15 protein-coding genes, 2 tRNA genes and 1 pseudogene are annotated in these 18362 nt (G+C 61.5%); 11 read left to right on the forward strand and 7 right to left on the reverse strand.

Annotated features, from left to right (window positions below):
• Positions 1–396: 396 nt before the first annotated feature.
• Positions 397–1023: an alanyl-tRNA editing protein gene (locus JFU04_RS08660; protein ID WP_201143857.1), complete on the reverse strand. Its 627-nt coding sequence runs from the start codon at positions 1021–1023 to the stop codon at positions 397–399.
• Between the two features lie 89 nt (positions 1024–1112).
• Here JFU04_RS08660 and JFU04_RS08665 point away from each other — a divergent pair, with 89 nt between their 5' ends.
• Complete coding sequence (locus JFU04_RS08665) at positions 1113–2081, forward strand: LysR family transcriptional regulator (protein WP_201143858.1); 969 nt, start codon at positions 1113–1115, stop codon at positions 2079–2081.
• 69 nt (positions 2082–2150) lie between these two features.
• On the opposite strand, the gene JFU04_RS08670 is transcribed toward JFU04_RS08665, so the two are convergent.
• Complete coding sequence (locus JFU04_RS08670) at positions 2151–2558, reverse strand: PA2817 family protein (RefSeq protein ID WP_010567536.1); 408 nt, start codon at positions 2556–2558, stop codon at positions 2151–2153.
• 75 nt (positions 2559–2633) lie between these two features.
• Positions 2634–5081 carry an acyl-CoA dehydrogenase gene (locus JFU04_RS08675; RefSeq protein WP_065901428.1) on the reverse strand — a complete coding sequence of 816 codons (2448 nt, stop codon included), beginning with the start codon at positions 5079–5081 and terminating at the stop codon, positions 2634–2636.
• Positions 5082–5272: 191 nt separating this feature from the next.
• On the opposite strand from JFU04_RS08675, the gene JFU04_RS08680 reads away from it, so the two are divergent.
• The 4 genes from JFU04_RS08680 to JFU04_RS08695 all read left to right on the forward strand — a co-directional run bounded on the left by JFU04_RS08680 (position 5273) and on the right by JFU04_RS08695 (position 8449).
• A complete protein-coding gene (locus JFU04_RS08680) occupies positions 5273–5932 on the forward strand; it encodes a transglutaminase-like domain-containing protein (protein ID WP_201143859.1) in 660 nt (219 codons plus the stop codon).
• A gap of 56 nt (positions 5933–5988) precedes the next feature.
• Positions 5989–6606, forward strand: a complete 618-nt coding sequence (locus JFU04_RS08685; RefSeq protein WP_106804664.1) for a glutathione S-transferase family protein — start codon at positions 5989–5991, stop codon at positions 6604–6606.
• Positions 6607–6740: 134 nt separating this feature from the next.
• Positions 6741–7673, forward strand: coding sequence for an ABC transporter ATP-binding protein (locus tag JFU04_RS08690; protein ID WP_065901421.1), 933 nt, complete (start codon positions 6741–6743; stop codon positions 7671–7673).
• On the forward strand, positions 7670–8449 hold the full coding sequence (locus tag JFU04_RS08695; RefSeq protein WP_065901419.1) for an ABC transporter permease: 780 nt from the start codon (positions 7670–7672) through the stop codon (positions 8447–8449). Before JFU04_RS08690 ends, JFU04_RS08695 begins: the two co-directional genes overlap by 4 nt.
• A gap of 127 nt (positions 8450–8576) precedes the next feature.
• On the opposite strand, the gene JFU04_RS08700 is transcribed toward JFU04_RS08695, so the two are convergent.
• Positions 8577–9116 carry a TetR/AcrR family transcriptional regulator gene (locus JFU04_RS08700; protein WP_120448018.1) on the reverse strand — a complete coding sequence of 180 codons (540 nt, stop codon included), beginning with the start codon at positions 9114–9116 and terminating at the stop codon, positions 8577–8579.
• A 91-nt stretch (positions 9117–9207) separates the two neighbouring features.
• Here JFU04_RS08700 and JFU04_RS08705 point away from each other — a divergent pair, with 91 nt between their 5' ends.
• The 3 genes from JFU04_RS08705 to JFU04_RS08715 all read left to right on the forward strand — a co-directional run bounded on the left by JFU04_RS08705 (position 9208) and on the right by JFU04_RS08715 (position 13597).
• Positions 9208–10401 carry an MFS transporter gene (locus JFU04_RS08705; RefSeq protein ID WP_201143860.1) on the forward strand — a complete coding sequence of 398 codons (1194 nt, stop codon included), beginning with the start codon at positions 9208–9210 and terminating at the stop codon, positions 10399–10401.
• 114 nt (positions 10402–10515) lie between these two features.
• On the forward strand, positions 10516–11664 hold the full coding sequence (locus tag JFU04_RS08710) for a TDT family transporter (protein ID WP_120448020.1): 1149 nt from the start codon (positions 10516–10518) through the stop codon (positions 11662–11664).
• Between the two features lie 58 nt (positions 11665–11722).
• Entirely contained in the window at positions 11723–13597 is a 1875-nt protein-coding gene (locus JFU04_RS08715; protein ID WP_106804660.1) for an MFS transporter, read from the forward strand.
• Positions 13598–13649: 52 nt separating this feature from the next.
• Here JFU04_RS08715 and sugE read toward each other — a convergent pair whose 3' ends face one another.
• From sugE to rdgC, 3 genes and pseudogenes are all read right to left on the reverse strand, one after another.
• Positions 13650–13964, reverse strand: coding sequence for a quaternary ammonium compound efflux SMR transporter SugE (gene sugE / locus JFU04_RS08720; RefSeq protein WP_003237114.1), 315 nt, complete (start codon positions 13962–13964; stop codon positions 13650–13652).
• Positions 13965–14071: 107 nt separating this feature from the next.
• Positions 14072–15036, reverse strand: a pseudogene (locus tag JFU04_RS08725) (bile acid:sodium symporter family protein).
• 155 nt (positions 15037–15191) lie between these two features.
• On the reverse strand, positions 15192–16112 hold the full coding sequence (gene rdgC / locus JFU04_RS08730) for a recombination-associated protein RdgC (RefSeq protein WP_065901389.1): 921 nt from the start codon (positions 16110–16112) through the stop codon (positions 15192–15194).
• A gap of 159 nt (positions 16113–16271) precedes the next feature.
• Here rdgC and JFU04_RS08735 point away from each other — a divergent pair.
• The 3 genes from JFU04_RS08735 (at position 16272) to JFU04_RS08745 (ending at position 18344) form a co-directional block, all read left to right on the forward strand.
• A tRNA-Val gene (locus tag JFU04_RS08735) sits at positions 16272–16347 on the forward strand.
• Positions 16348–16366: 19 nt separating this feature from the next.
• A tRNA-Asp gene (locus JFU04_RS08740) sits at positions 16367–16443 on the forward strand.
• Positions 16444–16760: 317 nt separating this feature from the next.
• A complete protein-coding gene (locus tag JFU04_RS08745; protein ID WP_201143861.1) occupies positions 16761–18344 on the forward strand; it encodes a BCCT family transporter in 1584 nt (527 codons plus the stop codon).
• Positions 18345–18362 lie beyond the last annotated feature (18 nt).

Here is an 18362-nt window from a genome sequence, read left to right on the forward strand (position 1 = left end):
ACCTGTCACGGTGGGTGAACCTGACACTGTGGGCTTGCCTATCACAGCGAGTGCACCTGACACAGTGGCTTATCTTTCGCAGCGACCAGTTGGGGATGCTGTGGCAATCAGGTTTGTCATGTTGAGCAGGCTTGTTGTGGTGTACAGGATTGTTGTGGTGAGCAGGCTTGCCCTGCGTTGGGCTGCGCAGCAGCCCCCAAACCTGACTGGAGTTTTTCCCAGACAAACCGCGGCGGCCTTATTGGGGCTGCTGCGCAGCCCAACGCAGGGCAAGCCTGCTCACCACGGGGGGGGAACCTGTCAGATGGAGCACACCTGTCACTGTGGGTGCATCTACCAGAGAGAACACACCTGCCAGGGTAGGCAAATCTCAGCCAGCAAGCCGGGCGTAGCGCTTCAGTCGAGGGTGTAACGCACCGACAGTGCGCCCTTTTTCTCCGACAGGGCCAGGATGGTCACTTGGCCCAGTTCGCTCAGCGCCTGTACATGCGTGCCGCCGCAGGCGTAGGCCGGCAGTTCGCCGAAGCCGACTTCGCGGGTGCCGTCTTGCAGGGTCATATGGCGCGGATAGTCGGCGGCAATCCACTGGTTGACTTGCTGTTGAATCGTCTCGGCCTCGAGGACTTGGGCGGCGTCGCCGCGGATAAACGTGATCTTGCCTTCGCCCGGCCAGTGATGCGCCTTGATCGGCATCCAGCCCAGGGTCTCGCCAACGTTGCCGATCAAGTGCCCGGCGGAATGCAGGCGTGTGTGCAGGGCGCGGCGTTGCTCGTCGACCCGTGCGCTGATCAAGCCAAGCGCCACGGGGCGGTCGGTGTAGTGCACCACGCGATCGGCTTCCTGGGTGACGCGCAGGACATTGGCCTCGCCGAGCCAGCCGGTGTCGAAAGGTTGCCCGCCGCCTTGCGGGTGGAAGAGGGTTGACTGCAGGGTGACGGCAAAGAGGTCTTCGTGCGGCGTGCAGTCCAGCACTTCAAGCTCGGCAGTCAGGTGATCGTGGGTGAAAAACAGGCGCTCGGTCATTATCTACATCCGCATCAAGGTTCTGCGAGCAGTATAAATAGTGCGTGGATGGGTGATAATCCGCTCAACTCTCAATGGACCTGTGCGCTATGAGCATCAATCTTCCCTTGCCGCTGCTGGGTGAAATGGCGATTTTCGTCAAGGTAGTGGAAGCCGGCAGCTTTTCCGAGGCGGCCCGGCAGATGGGGGCTTCGCCGTCTTCGGTGAGTCGCAGTATCTCGCGCCTGGAAAAGGCCCTGGCCACCCGTTTGCTGCAACGCACTACGCGCAAACTGCGCCTGAGCGAGGGCGGGGAAGAGGTGTTCAAGCGTTGCCAGGAGATGGTCAACGCGGCGCGTTCGGTCATGGAGATCAGCGGCCAGTTCACCCATGAGGCCGAAGGTCAGGTGCGGGTCAGTGTACCCAAGGCGGTGGGGCGGTTTGTGGTGCACCCGCATATGCCGGAGTTTCTGCGGCGCTATCCCAAGGTCGATGTGCAACTGATCCTCGAGGACCGGCACGTGGACCTGATCGATGACAACGTGGACCTGAGCATCCGCATCACCGACAGCCCGCCGCCGGGGCTGGTCGGACGGCAGCTGTTGCCCATCGAGCACTTGTTGTGCGCGACCCCACAGTACCTGGCCGAGCACGGCACGCCGGGTCATCCCCAGGATTTACTCGCACACAGCTGCATCTACCTGGGTGAAACCCCGGCGGACTCACGCTGGAAATTTCGCCAGGCGGGCAAGGCGGTAACGGTGGGTGTGCACGGGCGTTATGCGGCGAACCACACCGGGGTACGCCTGGATGCGGTGTTGCAGCATGTGGGGATTGGCAGTCTGCCGTATTTCACCGCGCGGCATGCTTTGGAGGAGGGGCGGTTGGTGCAGGTGTTGCCGGCATGGGATTTTATTGCGTCCTACCATGGCGAAGCGTGGTTGCTGCATTCGCCGACGCGGTACCTGTCGCCGAAGTTGCGGGTGTTTATCGACTATCTGGTGGAATGCATGGCGAAGGAGCCGACATTGCGCCGACAACACCTGGTAGGAGCCGGGTCGCCGGCGATTGGCCCTTGAAGCCACCGCTGGACTCAAGGCCGCCATCGCCGGCAAGCCGGCTCCTGCAAGGGAAATCGTGGGGGTTGATCAGTGCTTGCTCTGGTCCTGCGGCATGGCCAGCAGCTGCTTTTCCTGGTTCCAGTCGAACGGTTCGTCGTTCTGTTCGGCTTCGAAGCGACGCTCTTCCAGGGCCTGGTACAGGTCCAGTTCTTCGTCAGGCATGAAGTGCAGGCAGTCACCACCGAAGAACCACAGCAGGTCGCGCGGTACCAGGTGGGCAATCTGTGGGTAGCGCAGGATGACCTGGCTCATCAGGTCCTGGCCCAGGTACTGGCTTTCGATCGGGTCGATCGGCAGCAGGGCGCGCAATTCGTCGAAGCGCTCCAGGAACAGGGTGTGGCTTTCCTCGGGTACCTGTTCGGCTTCGCCGACGGCAACCAGGATGCTGCGCAAGTGGTCGAGCAAGACGAGATGATCGGCAACGACGTTGGACACGAGATAAGTCCTCTAAAGCAAAAACGGGCGCGAGAGTATATAGCCCTCGCGCCCGTATTTATATGACCGCTGGACTCAGCGGACTTTACCCTCGGTGTGTTCCAGCTCTTCCTTGCTGAAATCATCCACGTCGATCACCTTGCGCCGCGCCGCCTCGGCGTCACGCAGGGTCTGTGCTTCAGCCGGTTGCAGCACGCCGGCGTGCAATGCAGCGTCGATCGCATGTTCGCCGGCAGTCGGCTTGACCTGGCCGCTTTTGAGCGCGCTGTGCAGTTTTTTCTGCAGTGGGTGGCTGGCACCCAGCAGGTCGTAGGCATGTTGCAGGGCGCCCACCGGATCTTCCGCCGATTGTGGGCGGTAGCAGCCGGCCAGCAGTTCTTCCAGGGTCGGGTCGCCTTTGGCACGGCCAATCACCGCGGCCACTTCGGCATCCAGCGCGTCGGACGGCCCGGTATGGCGACGCCCGAACGGGAACACGATGACCCGCAGCAGGCAGCCCAGTACCTTGTTCGGGAAGTTGCTGAGCAGTTCATCCAGTGCGCGCTCCGACTCGCCGAGGCTTTCTTCCATGGCCCAGGCGAACAGCGGTTCCAGGTGATCAGGCGAATCCAGGTCGTGATAACGCTTGAGTGCTGCCGAGGCCAGGTACATGTGGCTCAACACATCGCCCAGGCGCGCGGACAGGCGTTCGCGGCGCTTCAACTCGCCGCCGAGCAACATCATGCTCAGGTCGGCGAGCAGGGCGAAGGCGGCAGCCTGGCGATTCAGGGCGCGGAAGTAACCTTGGCTGAGGCGGTTGCCCGGGGCTTTTTCGAAGTGACCCACGCCCAGGTTCAGCACCAGGGTGCTGGCGGCGTTGCTCACGGCGAAACCGATATGCTGCATCAGCAGGCCGTCGAACTCCTTGAGTGCCTGGTCATGGTCTTCGCGACCGGCCAGGGCCATTTCCTTGAGCACGAACGGATGGCAGCGGATGGCGCCCTGGCCGAAGATCATCAGGTTGCGCGAGAGGATGTTCGCGCCTTCTACCGTGATGAAGATCGGCGCACCCTGCCAGCTGCGGCCCAGGTAGTTGTTGGGGCCCATGATGATGCCCTTGCCACCGTGCACATCCATGGCGTGGCTGATGCATTCACGACCGCGCTCGGTCAGGTGGTACTTGAGGATCGCCGACAGCACCGAGGGTTTTTCGCCCAGGTCGACGGCGTTGGCGGTGAGCATGCGCGCGCTGTCCATCAGCCAGGCGTTGCCGCCGATGCGCGCCAGGGCTTCCTGGATACCTTCGAAGGCCGACAGCGGCACGTTGAACTGCTCACGCACCTGGGCGTACTGGCCGGTGACCAGGCTGGTGAACTTGGCGGCGCCGGTGCCGACAGCGGGCAGGGAGATCGAACGGCCGACCGACAGGCAGTTCATCAACATCATCCAGCCCTTGCCGAGCATTTCCTGGCCACCAATGAGGAATTCCAGGGGGATGAACACGTCCTTGCCGGAGTTGGGGCCGTTCATGAAGGCAGCGCCCAGGGGCAGGTGGCGACGGCCGATTTCCACGCCGGGGGTGTCGGTGGGGATGAGCGCCAGGCTGATGCCCAGGTCTTCTTCCTCGCCCAGCAGGTGGTCCGGGTCATGTGCCTTGAAGGCCAGGCCGAGCAAGGTCGCGACCGGCCCCAGGGTGATGTAGCGTTTTTCCCAGTTGAGGCGCAGGCCGAGGGTTTCCTTGCCTTCCCATTCGCCTTTGCAGATCACGCCGGTGTCGGGCATGGCGCCGGCGTCGGAGCCGGCCAGCGGGCCGGTCAGGGCGAAGCAGGGGATGTCATCGCCGCGCGCCAGGCGCGGCAGGTAGTGGTTGCGTTGCTCATCGGTGCCGTAGTGCAGCAGCAATTCGGCCGGGCCGAGTGAGTTGGGCACCATCACGGTCGACGCCAGGTCGCCGCTGCGGGTGGCGAGTTTCATCGCGACCTGGGAGTGCGCATACGCGGAGAAGCCCTTGCCGCCGTATTCCTTGGGAATGATCAGGGCGAAGAAACCGTGGGTCTTGATGTGTTCCCAGGCAGCGGGCGGCAGGTCCATGGCCTGGCCGATTTCCCAGTCGCTGACCATGGCGCAGAGTTCTTCGGTCGGGCCGTCGATGAACGCTTGTTCTTCTTCGGTCAGTTGCGCCTTGGGATAGGCCAGCAACTTGTCCCAGTCCGGGCGACCGCTGAAAAGTTCGCCGTCCCACCACACGGTGCCGGCGTCGATGGCATCGCGCTCGGTCTCGGACATCGGCGGCAGGACTTTCTGGAACCAGCTGAACAGCGGCTTGGTGAAGTATTGGCGGCGCAGGTCCGGTAGCAACAACGGCGCCGCGACGGCGGCCAGCAGCACCCAGAAGATCAGCAGCAACCAGCCGGGAGCGTGACTCCAGGCGCCCATCGCCAACAGGTAGACGGCGACCACGCCCAGGGCGGGCAGGGGTGCGGTGCGCCGGTGTGCCAGGTAGGCAATGCCGACCACCAGAACCAGTATCCACAACAACAGCATATTCAATCCTCCGTGAAACCAGGGGCGAAACCACCAACGAGCTTAGTCGGCATCCGAGCAAGCGGGGTGATCAGGGTGTAACGAGTTGTGCTGGAAGCACCCATCTTCAGGCGCCGACATTTGGCCGAATCGTCGTTATCTCTGTGGCGGACCTGTCGTTAAACTCAAGGCTTCCTTCGGAGATCAAGCTCATGGATACGTACCTGAGTCCCAGCAGCTTCATCGATAGTGACCACCCTGCGGTGGTGGAGTTCGCCGAAAAACATCGCGGTCCCAGCGCGGATTTAAGTGACCAGGCGGTCAGTCTTTATTACGCCGTACGTGAGGCGATTCGCTACAACCCCTACACCTTCAGTCGCGACCCAGACACCCTGAGCGCCAGCTATGCCCTGGCTGCCGGCGAAAGCTACTGCGTGCCCAAGGCCACCTTGCTCGCTGCCTGTGCCCGCCACTGCGGGATCCCGGCACGCATCGGCCTGGCCGACGTGCGCAATCACCTGTCGACGCCACGCCTGATCGCGTTGCTCAAAAGCGACGTGTTCGCCATGCACGGCTACACCGAACTGTACTTGCGCGGTCGCTGGGTCAAGGCGACGCCGGCGTTCAACAGCCAGTTGTGCGAGTTGTTCGATGTGCCGCCGCTGGAGTTCGATGGCCTCCACGACAGTGTTTTCCATGCGTTCAATCGCCAGGGCCAGCGCTCGATGGAGTACGTGGTGGACCACGGGCAATTTCCCGACGTGCCCGAGGCATTTTTCTTCGCCCATATCCAGCAGTGTTACCCGCACTTGTTCGCCGAGGACATGCCGACGTTGCTGGGCGATATGCAGAGTGATTTGAGCCGCGCGTGAACCGGCGTATGCTGCTGCGTTCATCTAGCCATGTTCATCAACAATAAGGCGCGGTCATGCTGAAAATCTGGGGTCGTAAAAATTCATCAAACGTCAGGAAGGCACTCTGGTGCGCCGAGGAACTCGGCCTGGACTATGAGGCAATTGATGCGGGCGGGGCTTTTGGTGTGGTCGACACGCCGCAATACCGGGCGTTGAACCCCAACGGCCGGGTGCCGATGATCGAAGACGGTGACTTCGTGTTGTGGGAATCCAACACCATCGTGCGTTATCTGTGTGCCAAGCAGGCATCCAGCTTGTATCCCACCGACCTGAAGGCGCGGGCCAACGCTGAAAAGTGGATGGACTGGACCACGTCGACTTTCGCCGACCCGTTCAGGACCGTGTTCTGGGGCGTGCTGCGCACCCCCGCGGACAAACAGAACTGGGACACCATCCACGCCGGGCGCAAGACCTGTATCGATGTGCTCAAGACCGTCGACCAGGCGCTCGCAGTGCAGCCGTATCTGTCGGGCAATGAAATCGGCATCGGCGATATTCCCCTGGGCAGCTTCATCTACGCCTGGTTTGAAATGCCCATCGAACGGCCTTCGATGCCCCACCTGGAGGCCTGGTACCAGCGCCTGCAACAGCGTCCGGCCTACCGCAAGGCGGTCATGACTGCGTTGACTTAATACCCACTATTAATACGGGTGACTGTACTTGTGCGGCGCGGGCAAGCACCATGCTTGTCATGCGCCGCCGTTGAACTACGTGGGCTGCGCCCTCATCTATTGTTTCTATTCCCTTCTTTGGTGCGTAATCCGATATGAGTTCCGCTCTGTCCATCCGGCAGCTAACCAAAACCTACGGCAACGGTTTCCAGGCCCTGAGTGGTATCGATCTGGACGTTGCCGAGGGTGATTTCTTCGCCTTGCTCGGCCCCAACGGTGCCGGCAAATCCACCACCATCGGTATCCTCTCGACCCTGGTCAACAAGACCAGCGGCACGGTGAATATCTTCGGGCATGACCTGGACAAATCCCCGGCGGCGCTCAAGCGTTCGATCGGCGTGGTGCCCCAGGAATTCAACTTCAACCAGTTTGAAAAGACTTTCGACATTGTCGTGACCCAGGCGGGTTACTACGGCATTCCGGCGAAAGTCGCCAAGGAACGCGCCGAGCAGTACCTGACCCAGTTGGGCCTGTGGGACAAGCGCGACGTGCCTTCGCGCTCGCTGTCCGGCGGCATGAAGCGGCGCCTGATGATCGCCCGCGCGCTGGTCCATGAGCCGCGCCTGCTGATCCTCGACGAGCCCACCGCTGGCGTGGACATCGAGCTGCGCCGTTCGATGTGGACCTTCCTCACCGAGCTGAACCAGAAGGGCATCACCATCATCCTCACCACCCACTACCTGGAAGAGGCTGAGCAGCTGTGCCGCAACATCGGCATCATCGACCATGGCACCATCGTCGAGAACACCAGCATGCGTAACCTGCTGGGCCAGTTGCATGTGGAGACTTTCCTGCTCGACCTGAAGAACAACCTGTCGGTCTCGCCGCAACTGCTCGGCTACCCGAGCCGCCTGGTGGACAGCCATACCCTGGAAGTCCAGGTGGACAAGGCCATGGGCATCACCGCGCTGTTCACCCAGTTGGCGGCCCAGAACATTGAAGTGCTGAGCCTGCGCAATAAAACCAATCGCCTCGAGGAGTTGTTCGTGTCCCTGGTGGAGAAAAATCTGGCGAAGGTGGCGGTATGAGTTCCGAACTGCAACCCAACATCGTCGCGCTGCAAACCATCGTCTACCGCGAAGTGAAGCGCTTTACCCGGATCTGGCCGCAGACCCTGCTGCCGCCGGCGATCACCATGGTCCTGTACTTCGTGATCTTCGGTAACCTGATCGGCCGGCAGATTGGCGACATGGGTGGCTTCACCTACATGGAGTACATCGTGCCGGGCCTGATCATGATGTCGGTGATCACCAACTCCTACGGCAACGTGGTCTCCAGCTTCTTCGGCAGCAAGTTCCAGCGCTCCATCGAGGAGCTGATGGTCTCGCCGGTCTCGCCGCACACCATCCTGATCGGCTACACCCTGGGCGGCGTGCTGCGTGGCCTGATGGTCGGGGTGATTGTGACGCTGCTGTCGCTGTTCTTCACCCACCTGCAGGTACATCACCTCGGGGTCACCTTGCTGGTGGTGGTGCTGACCGCGACGATCTTCTCGCTGCTTGGCTTCATCAACGCGGTGTTTGCGCGCAACTTCGATGACATCTCGATCATCCCGACTTTCGTGCTGACACCGCTGACGTACCTGGGCGGGGTGTTCTACTCCATCACCTTGCTGCCGCCGTTCTGGCAGACCGTGTCGCTGGCCAACCCGGTGCTGCACATGGTCAACGCCTTCCGCTACGGCATCCTGGGCGTGTCGGACATCAAGATCAGCGTGGCGATCACCTTCATGCTCGTGGCGACCGTGGTGCTGTACATCGGTTGTGCTCGGTTGCTGGTGAGCGGGCGTGGGATGCGTACGTAACCTCGACGCGGTCAAAAATGTGGGAGCGGGCTTGCTCGCGAATGCAGTCTGTCAGTCGATACATCTCTGACTGATCCACCGCATTCGCAAGCAAGCCCGCTCCCATATTGGTTTTTGCAGTGTGCCTTCAGGGTTTGAGTGCCAGCTCGATCAGGCCGTGCAGCTCTTGCACCGACAGCGGCGCGGATGAGAAGAGAATCCGAAACACCGTCGGCGCCGCCAGCAGATTGATCAAGTGGTCCACGCTCGGTGGCGATTGGTCCGGATAGCGGTCGACAATCGCCTGCAACTGCCCACTCAGGATACTCACGCAGTAACCCGGCGTGATCATGCATTGCAGGTCGCGCATCATGTTGCGACCGGGCTCTGAACTCATTTCATCCAGGTATTGCTCGGCCCAGGCTTGCAGGTCGCCGCGCAGGCTGCCGGTGTCGGCGGGCGCGCTGTCGGGGCGCATGCGGGCCAGGGCCACGTCCGCGAGCAGCACCGACAAATCGCCCCAACGCCGGTAGATGGTCGAGGGCGTGACGCCCGCGCGCGCAGCAATCATCGGTACGGTGACGCTGGAGCGCTCATGGGCTTCCAGCAATTCACGCACTGCCGAATGGACCGATTCTTGTACCCGGGCACTGCGGCCCCCCGGGCGGAGGCCTTCTTTTATCGCCATGCTTGTGACCTTAACACAAAGAATTTGCTTTAAGCGCTGGCGAGTAGCACACTCCGCAAAAGCAAAATATTAGCTTTAGCGGAGCGTGCCCATGTCCAGCCCTATTTCCCATCGTTCCAGCCTGGTGTTCCTCGCGATCACCTTGCTGACGTTTCTCGCGGCCTCCAGTGCGCCGACGCCGTTGTACCACCTGTATCAGGAGGGCCTGCATTTTTCGGCGGGCATGCTCACGCTGATCTTCGGGGTCTACGCCTTGAGCCTCCTGGCGGCGCTGTTGACCGTCGGATCGCTGTCAGATTACCTGGGGCGCAAGCCGGTGATTTTTGCCGCGCTGATCCTGGATATGCTGGCAATGTTGCTGTTTATCAATGAAGACAGCGTCGCCTGGCTGATCGCCGCGCGCACCTTGCAGGGTTTCGCCACGGGCATGGCCACCGCAGTGTTGGGCGCCGCCTTGTTGGATACCGATCGCCAGCAAGGCCCGCTGGTCAACAGTGTGGCGCCTTTGCTGGGCATGGCCTGCGGCGCGATGGGCAGCAGTCTGTTGGTGGAGTTCGCGCCATTGCCGACCCAACTGATTTACTGGACGTTGCTGGCATTGATGCTGTTGCAGGCCGTGTATGTGTGGCGCTTGCCGGAAAGCGTCAGCCGCATCCCCGGCGCGCTGGCGTCGCTGCGCCCCACCTTGCATGTACCGCCCCAGGCGCGCCGCGCTTTGTGGCTGTCGTTGCCGGTGGATGTGGCAGTGTGGGCGATGGGCGGCTTCTATCTCTCCCTGGCGCCTTCGCTGGTGCGCGCCGCCACCGGCTCGACCTCCAACCTGATCGGTGGCGGCCTGGTCGCCGTGCTGACCCTGAGCGGCGCGCTGATGATCTTCACCCTGCGCAATCGCCCGGCCGACAAGGTGCTGCGCCTCGGGGCCGGCTTGCTCGCCATCGGTGTGACGCTGATCCTAACCGCCGTGCACAGCGCCAGCCTGCCGCTGTTCTTCATCGCCACGCTGATCGCCGGCAGCGGTTTTGGCGCGGGCTTTCTCGGCGCCTTGCGCAGCGTGGTGCCGCTGGCATTGCCCCATGAGCGTGCGGGCCTGATGTCGGCGTTCTATGTGCTGAGTTACCTGGCGTTCTGCTTGCCCTCGCTGCTGGCGGGCAACCTGATCCGCAGTTTCGGCCTGATCGCCACCACCGATGGCTACGGCGCGATCCTCATTCTGCTGGCGCTGGGCGCGTTGTTAGGGCTGCTGCTGCAGGACTCGGCGCGAGCCAGGGCCACGGCAGGCCACTGAGTCCGACTTTTATATTGGTAAAATAGATAACAGTTAGAGATATTACCCGTTATATAGATATTCGATCAGGTTCTATCATGGTCTCAACCTCATGCGAGGAAGAGGATTGCCATCATGACCTGCTCGACAACCATCAGTTACAAACCCTTCAGTCACCTGACCCGTCCCCGGGAAGTGATTCGCCAGTTCACCCCCAACTGGTTTGCCGCGACCATGGGCACCGGCGTGCTCGCGCTGGCCCTGGCGCAGCTGCCGGTCAACCTGCCTGGCCTGCATGCCATCGCCGAAGGGCTGTGGCTGCTGACCATTGGCCTGTTTGTGCTGTTCAGCCTGTTGTACGCGGCGCGCTGGGTGATGTTTTTCCACGAGGCGCGGCGTATTTTCGGGCACTCCACCGTCTCGATGTTCTTCGGCACCATTCCCATGGGCCTGGCCACGATTCTCAACGGGCTGCTGCTGTTCGGCCTGCCACGCTGGGGCAACGAGGTGATCGCGCTGGCTGAAGCGGTGTGGTGGCTGGATGTGGCGATGGCCCTGGCCTGCGGTGTGCTGATCCCGTTCATGATGTTCACCCGCCAGGAACACAGCATCGACCAGATGACAGCCGTGTGGTTGTTGCCGGTGGTAGCCGCTGAAGTCGCCGCCGCCAGTGGTGGCCTGCTCGCGCCGCACCTGGCCGACGCCCATTCGCAACTGGTGATGCTGGTGACCAGCTATGTGTTGTGGGCGTTCTCCCTGCCGGTCGCATTCAGCATCCTGACCATCCTGATGTTGCGCATGGCCTTGCACAAATTGCCCCACGCCAATATGGCTGCCTCGAGCTGGCTGGCCCTGGGCCCAATCGGCACCGGCGCCCTTGGCATGTTGCTGCTGGGGGGCGATGCGCCGGCGATCTTCGCGGCCAACGGCTTGCCGGGTGTGGGCGAGATGGCCAACGGCCTGGGCCTGGTGGCCGGCATTACCCTGTGGGGCTTCGGCCTGTGGTGGATGCTGATTGCGGTACTGATCACCCTGCGTTACCTGCGCGCCGGCATTCCGTTCAACCTGGGTTGGTGGGGGTTTACCTTTCCGCTGGGGGTGTATGCCTTGGCCACGCTGAAGTTGGCGAGCCTGTTGAACCTGGGATTCTTCAGTGTGTTTGGTTGCGTGCTGGTGGTGGCATTGGCGCTGATGTGGCTGATCGTTGCTACGCGCACCGTGCAGGGCGCCTATAAAGGCGAGCTTTTTGTATCGCCGTGCATTGCAGGACTAGCGAATAAGTAAGCGGAGTTAGGTAAAGTCGTGGCCTGAATCTATAACAGGCCACGCAGGAACACGGACGATGAGCCACCCCTCGCAATTCACCTTGCTGCGCACACGGCGTTTCCTGCCGTTCTTCATCACCCAGTTGCTGGGCGCGTTCAACGACAACATCTTCAAGCAATCGCTGATCCTGGCCATTCTGTACAAGCTCACCATCGACGGCGATCGGGCCATCTGGGTCAACCTGTGTGCGCTGTTGTTCATCCTGCCGTTCTTTCTGTTCTCGGCGCTGGCCGGGCAGTTTGGCGAAAAATTCAACAAGGATGCGTTGATCCGCGCGATCAAGATCGGCGAGATCGTGATCATGGCCGTCGGCGCCACGGGTTTCCTGTTCAATCACCTGGAACTGATGCTGCTGGCGCTGTTTGCCATGGGCACGCACTCGGCGCTGTTCGGGCCGGTGAAGTACTCGATCATGCCCCAGGCGCTGCATGACGATGAGCTGGTGGGCGGCAACGGCCTGGTGGAAATGGGCACGTTCCTGGCGATCCTGGCCGGTACCATTGGCGCCGGGATCATGATGTCGTCCACCCATTACGCGCCGGTGGTGTCGGTGGCGATTGTCGGTGTGGCGGTACTCGGTTACCTCGCCAGCCGCAGCATCCCGCGCGCGGCGGCCTCGACCCCGCAGTTGCGGTTGAACTGGAATATCTTCAGCGAATCCTGGGCAACTTTGCGCCTCGGCCTGGGCCAGACCCCGGCAGTGTCGCGCTCGATCGTGGGCAACTCGTGGTTCTGGTTCGTCGGTGCGATTTACCTGACGCAGATTCCGGCCTACGCCAAGGAGTGGCTGTACGGCGACGAAACCGTGGTCACGCTGATCCTGACCGTGTTCTCGGTGGGCATCGCCCTCGGTTCGATGCTCTGTGAAAAACTCTCGGGCCGTAAGGTGGAAATTGGCCTGGTACCGTTCGGCTCGTTTGGCCTGACCGTGTTCGGCCTGTTGCTGTGGTGGCACTCCGGCGGCTTCCCACAGAATGTGCAGGCCAATGACTGGCTGGCGGTGTTGAGCTATGGGCAGGCCTGGTGGGTGTTGTTCGATATCCTCGGCCTGGGTGTATTCGGCGGCTTTTACATCGTGCCGCTGTACGCGCTGATCCAGTCGCGTACCGCCGAGAATGAGCGGGCGCGGGTGATCGCCGCCAACAACATTCTCAACGCGCTGTTCATGGTGGTCTCGGCGATCGTGTCGATCCTGCTGCTGAGCGTGGCCAAGCTGTCGATCCCCGAACTGTTCCTGGTGGTGTCACTGCTCAACATCGCGGTCAACACCTACATCTTCAGGATCGTTCCCGAGTTCACCATGCGGTTCATGATCTGGCTGCTCAGCCATTCCATGTACCGCGTGGAGCATCGCAACCTTGATCTGATTCCGGACGAGGGCGCGGCGTTGCTGGTGTGCAACCACGTCTCGTTTGTCGATGCACTGTTGATCGGCGGCGCGGTACGTCGGCCGATTCGCTTTGTCATGTACTACAAGATCTACCGCTTGCCGGTGCTGAACTTTATCTTTCGCACGGCCGGGGCGATTCCGATCGCCGGGCGCAACGAAGATATCCAGATCTACGAAAAGGCCTTCACGCGGATTGCGCAGTACCTGCAGGACGGGGAGTTGGTGTGCATTTTCCCGGAAGGCAAATTGACCAGCGACGGTGAGATGAATGAGTTCCGTGGTGGCGTGACGCGCATTCTGGAAGAGACGCCAGTGCCGGTGATTCCGATGGCGCTGCAGGGGTTGTGGGGGAGTTTCTTCAGCCGCGATCCGAACAAGGGCTGGTTCCATCGCATCTGGTCGCGGGTGGTGTTGGTGGCAGGTGAGCCGGTATCGGTCGAGTCGGCGACGCCGGCGCAGTTGCAGGAGAAGGTCACGCAACTGCGCGGCACGGTCCTGTAGGAGCACGGCTTGCCGGCGATGGCGCCCGTTCAGGCGCTATCGCCGCAAGCGGTCATGTGCTGATCTTGAGACCAATCAGTCCACAGATGATCAACGCCACGCTGGCCAGGCGGAACAGCGCCATGGATTCCCCGAACAGGATAATCCCGGCGATCACCGTGCCCACCGCACCCACGCCCGTCCAGATGGCGTACGCGGTGCCCAATGGCAGTTCCTTCATGGCCAGGCCCAGCAGGCCGAGGCTGATGGCCATGGCGGCAATGGTCAGGGCGGTCGGCAGTGGCTTGCTGAAACCGTCGGTGTACTTCAAGCCGACGGCCCAGCCGACTTCAAACAAACCGGCAAAAAACAGAATGATCCAGGACATGATGACCTCGCTTTTATAGGCGGGGTCGTCCCCGGAGTATGCGCCTCGATAGCGTCGCGGGGTCGTCCCCGCGAAGCTCGGTAGAGTGCCGAAAATTGATCAGGCGATCAAGTTTGCGGCGTGTTCTCCAGCGCGCGGCGGTCTTCCTTCTCGCTCATGCGGCGGAAATACGTCGAGAGCAATGCCCCGGAAATATTGTGCCAGACGCTGAACAGCGCGCTCGGTACCGCCGCCAACGGCGAAAAGTGTGCGCTGGCCAATGCGGCGCCCAGCCCGGAATTCTGCATGCCGACTTCCAGCGCCAACGACTTGCGTTGCGCCAATGGCAGTTTGAACAGGCGACCGGTGAAGTAGCCCAGCAGGTAACCGAAGCTGTTGTGCAGCATCACCACTGCCATGATCAGCAGGCCCGACTCGGCGATTTTCGCCTGGCTGGCCGCCACCACCGCCGCGACGATGATCACGATGCTCACCACCGAGACCAGCGGCAGCACCTCCACGGCGTGGCGCACCCGCTCGCCGAGCAGGCGTTGCGCGACCACACCGAGCACGATCGGCAGCAGCACCACTTGCAGGATCGACCAGAACAACTCCATGAACGACACCGGCAGCCAGGCCGACGCCAACAGCCAGATCAGCGCCGGCGTGAGCAGCGGGGCGAGGAGGTGGTGACGGCGGCGATGGCCACCGACAGCGCCAGGTCGCCACGAGCCAGCCAGGTCATCACGTTGGACGAAGTGCCGCTCGGGCAGCAGCCGACCAGGATCACGCCGACGGCAATTTCCGGTGGCAGGTGGAAAGCCTGGCACAGCAGCCAGGCCACGCCCGGCATGATTACAAAGTGCGCGACCACGCCCAGTGCCACGCGCCATGGGTGGCGTGCGACCTCGGCGAAGTCTTCGAGTTTGAGGGTCAGCCCCATGCCGAACATCACCAGGCCCAGCAGCGGGACGATGGCGCTTTTCAGGCCAATGAACCAGCTGGGTTCGAGGAAGGCCACGACGGCGAAAATCAACACCCAGTAGGCGAAGGTGTTGCCGACGAAGCGGCTCAAGGCAGCGAGTGCACGCATGGAGATGTCCTTGTTATTAGAAGTCGGAAGTACAAATGCGATCAGATGTGGGAGCGGGCTTGCTCGCGAAGGCGGTGTGCCAGTCAATCCATCTGCTGACTGATCCACCGCCTTCGCGAGCAAGCCCGCTCCCACATTTTGATCTTCACATGGCTTTAGATGCCTTGTGGAGTCTCTTCGCCGCCGAGTGCTTCCACCAGCGCCGGCAGGAAGTCGCCAAACGTCAGCATCATCAGGGTAAAGCTTGCATCCAGTTGGCCCAGGGCTTCTTCACCGCCGTCCTGTTCCGCCTGGTCTTGCAGCAGGTCTTCGAACTTCAGGCGCTTGACGGTCATCTTGTCGTCGAGCATGAAGGACAGCTTGTCCTGCCAGGCCAGCGACAGTTGGGTCACGACTTTGCCGGTGGTGAGGTGCAGCTGGATTTCCTCGCCGGTCAGGTCTTGGCGCTTGCAGCGCACGATGCCGCCGTCTTCGTGGGTGTCGCGCAGTTCGCATTCGTCGAGGACGAAGAAATCATCGGCCGGCTTCTGGGTAGTGACCCAGTCGGTCATGATCGCGGTCGGTGCGGTCTTCACGGTGAGTGGACGTACCGGCAGGGTGCCGATTACTTCACGCAGGGTCGAGAGCAGGTCTTCGGCACGTTTCGGGCTGGCCGAGTTGACCAGGATCAGGCCCTGTTTCGGCGCGATGGCGGCGAAGGTCGACGAGCGACGGATAAAGGCGCGGGGCAGGAAGGCCTGGATGATTTCATCCTTGATCTGGTCGCGTTCCTTTTTATAGACCTTGCGCATTTGCTCGGCCTCGATCTCTTCGACTTTCTCTTTCAGCGCGTCACGCACCACGCTGCCCGGCAGGATGCGTTCTTCCTTGCGCGCGGCAATCAGCAGGAAGTCACCGCTGACGTGAACCAGAGGAGCGTCTTCGCCTTTACCGAAAGGCGCGACGAAACCGTAAGTGGTCAACTCCTGGCTTGCACAAGGGCGCGCCAGCTTGGTGGCCATTGCCGCTTCCAACGCCTCGGCATCAACAGGCAGATCTTGGGTCAGGCGATAGATAAGCAGGTTCTTGAACCACATGGGGTGAGTCTCTCCTTTATACAAAGGGGGGCATTATTCTCTTGATATCGCCTGAGGCCAACCCTGCCTAAGCCATTGGAAGGCCTCAAAAAAAAGATTTAAGAAAGTGCTTGCCAGACCCAGGGGCGCTCCGTAGAATGCGCGCCACACCGAAACGAAGGGTGATTAGCTCAGCTGGGAGAGCATCTGCCTTACAAGCAGAGGGTCGGCGGTTCGATCCCGTCATCACCCACCATTCGCTTCAAGTGTTACGCGCAGCGGTAGTTCAGTCGGTTAGAATACCGGCCTGTCACGCCGGGGGTCGCGGGTTCGAGTCCCGTCCGCTGCGCCATATTCGGCAACCTGGAACACTGAACGCCAGGTCGCCACAAGAAGCCCGCTCATTGAGCGGGCTTTTTTTTGCCTGCGATTTGACCTCCCGCTACCTTGCCATGTGCACTGCAGGTTCATCCTGAGCGGTGGGTACACCATGACGTGGCGGAATACCCCCATGCCCATTGGTCGATTGCGCCTCCTGCCGCTTAAACGGTTATCTATAGCCACGCGAAGACTTCCAGGCGAGCTACCGCAGCAGGACGCTGTGGTGCCCGCTCTCTAACAATGGCCTGTCAAGGCGATAAAAATAGTCTGCAAGGGGAATGGCACTTGATGAAATATCCACTGCGTCCGTTGGTGTTCTGGCCAACGTTCCTGATCCTGCTGGCGGCAGTGATCGCCAGCTACATTGACCTGAATGCGTTCCTGACGGTCAGCAAACAGCTCAACAGCCTGATCCTGAACAACTTCTCCTGGTTGTTCAGCGCCGGCTCGTTCGCCATGGTGGTGTTGACTGCGATTGTCTACCTGTCGCCGCTGGGCAGGGTGCGTATCGGCGGCGAAGATGCCCAGCCCCTGCTGAGCAAGTGGCGCTGGTTCATGGTGGCGCTGTGCACCACCCTGGCGGTCGGTGTGTTGTTCTGGACCACCGCTGAACCGCTCTATCACCTCTACGGCCCCCCCACCAGCCTGCCCATCGAAGCAGGCAGCGGCGCGGCCAAAAGCTTTGCCATGTCGACGATGTTCCTGCACTGGACCATCACCCCCTACGCCATCTACCTGGTGCCCTCGCTGGTGTTTGCGCTGGTGTTCTACAACCGCCGCGGCAACTTCTCGATTGGTGCCATGCTCGAGCCGCTGCTGGGCGAGGCGCGGGTCAAGCGCTATGCCGGGTTGATCGACACCCTGGCGATGTTTGCCCTGGTGGCCGGCATGGCTTCGTCCCTGGGCACTGGCGCGCTGACCTTGTCGGGTGGCCTGAGCCAGTACATCGGCGGCGAAACCACACCCCTGCGCCTGGCGATCATCATCGCGATCATTGTCATCACCTTTGTCGCCTCGGCCGCCAGCGGCCTGCAGCGCGGCATTGTGATGCTGTCGTCGTTCAACACCTGGATCATGCTGGCCCTGGGGCTGTTCGTGCTGTTGTGCGGACCGACCCTGTACATGTTCAGCCTGGGCGTCGAGTCCCTGGGCATCTACCTCGACACCTTCTTCAGCCGCAGCCTGTTCACCGGCGCCGCCAGCGGCGACACCTGGCCACAGAGCTGGACCGTGTTCTACTGGTCGGTGTGGTTTGCCTGGGCACCGGTGAGCGCGCTGTTCCTCGGCAAGATCGGCCGCGGCTACACCGTGCGCGAATTCATTCATATCAACATGCTGTACCCGGCGTTGTTCACTGCGGTGTGGATCTGCATCTTCTCCGGCACCAGCCTGTACTTCGACGCCCTGGGCGACGGCAGCCTCAACCGCGTGCTGAACGAGCAGGGCGTGGAGCATGTGCTGTACCAGATGTTCCAGCAATTGCCGGCCAGCGCCTTGATGGTCGCGTTCCTGCTGTTCGTGGCGTTCATCTCCTTCGTTACCGCCGCAGACTCCAGCACCGATGTGATCGCCAACCTGTGCAGCAAAGGCGTGACGGCCGATTCCGACCTGGACGGCAACCCGACATTGAAGATTGTGTGGGGGGTGATTATCGGCACGGTGTCGTGGGTGATGGTCGCCTTCATCGGCATCGACGGCGTGAAGATGCTCTCCAACCTCGGCGGTCTACCGGGGATGATCCTGGTGCTGCTGGCCAGTACCTCGCTGATCTTCTGGCTGAAGAACCCCGCGTTACTCGAGGTGAAACGCCAGCAGCCCGTCAGCGAGCCCGACGTGCGTGACGTCGACCCCGTCGCGGCATACGCCCGCTAACTCATGAAACTGTGTGCC

Origin of the sequence: Pseudomonas sp. TH21 (genome assembly GCF_016651025.1) — a bacterium.
Lineage (GTDB): Bacteria > Pseudomonadota > Gammaproteobacteria > Pseudomonadales > Pseudomonadaceae > Aquipseudomonas > Aquipseudomonas aylmerensis.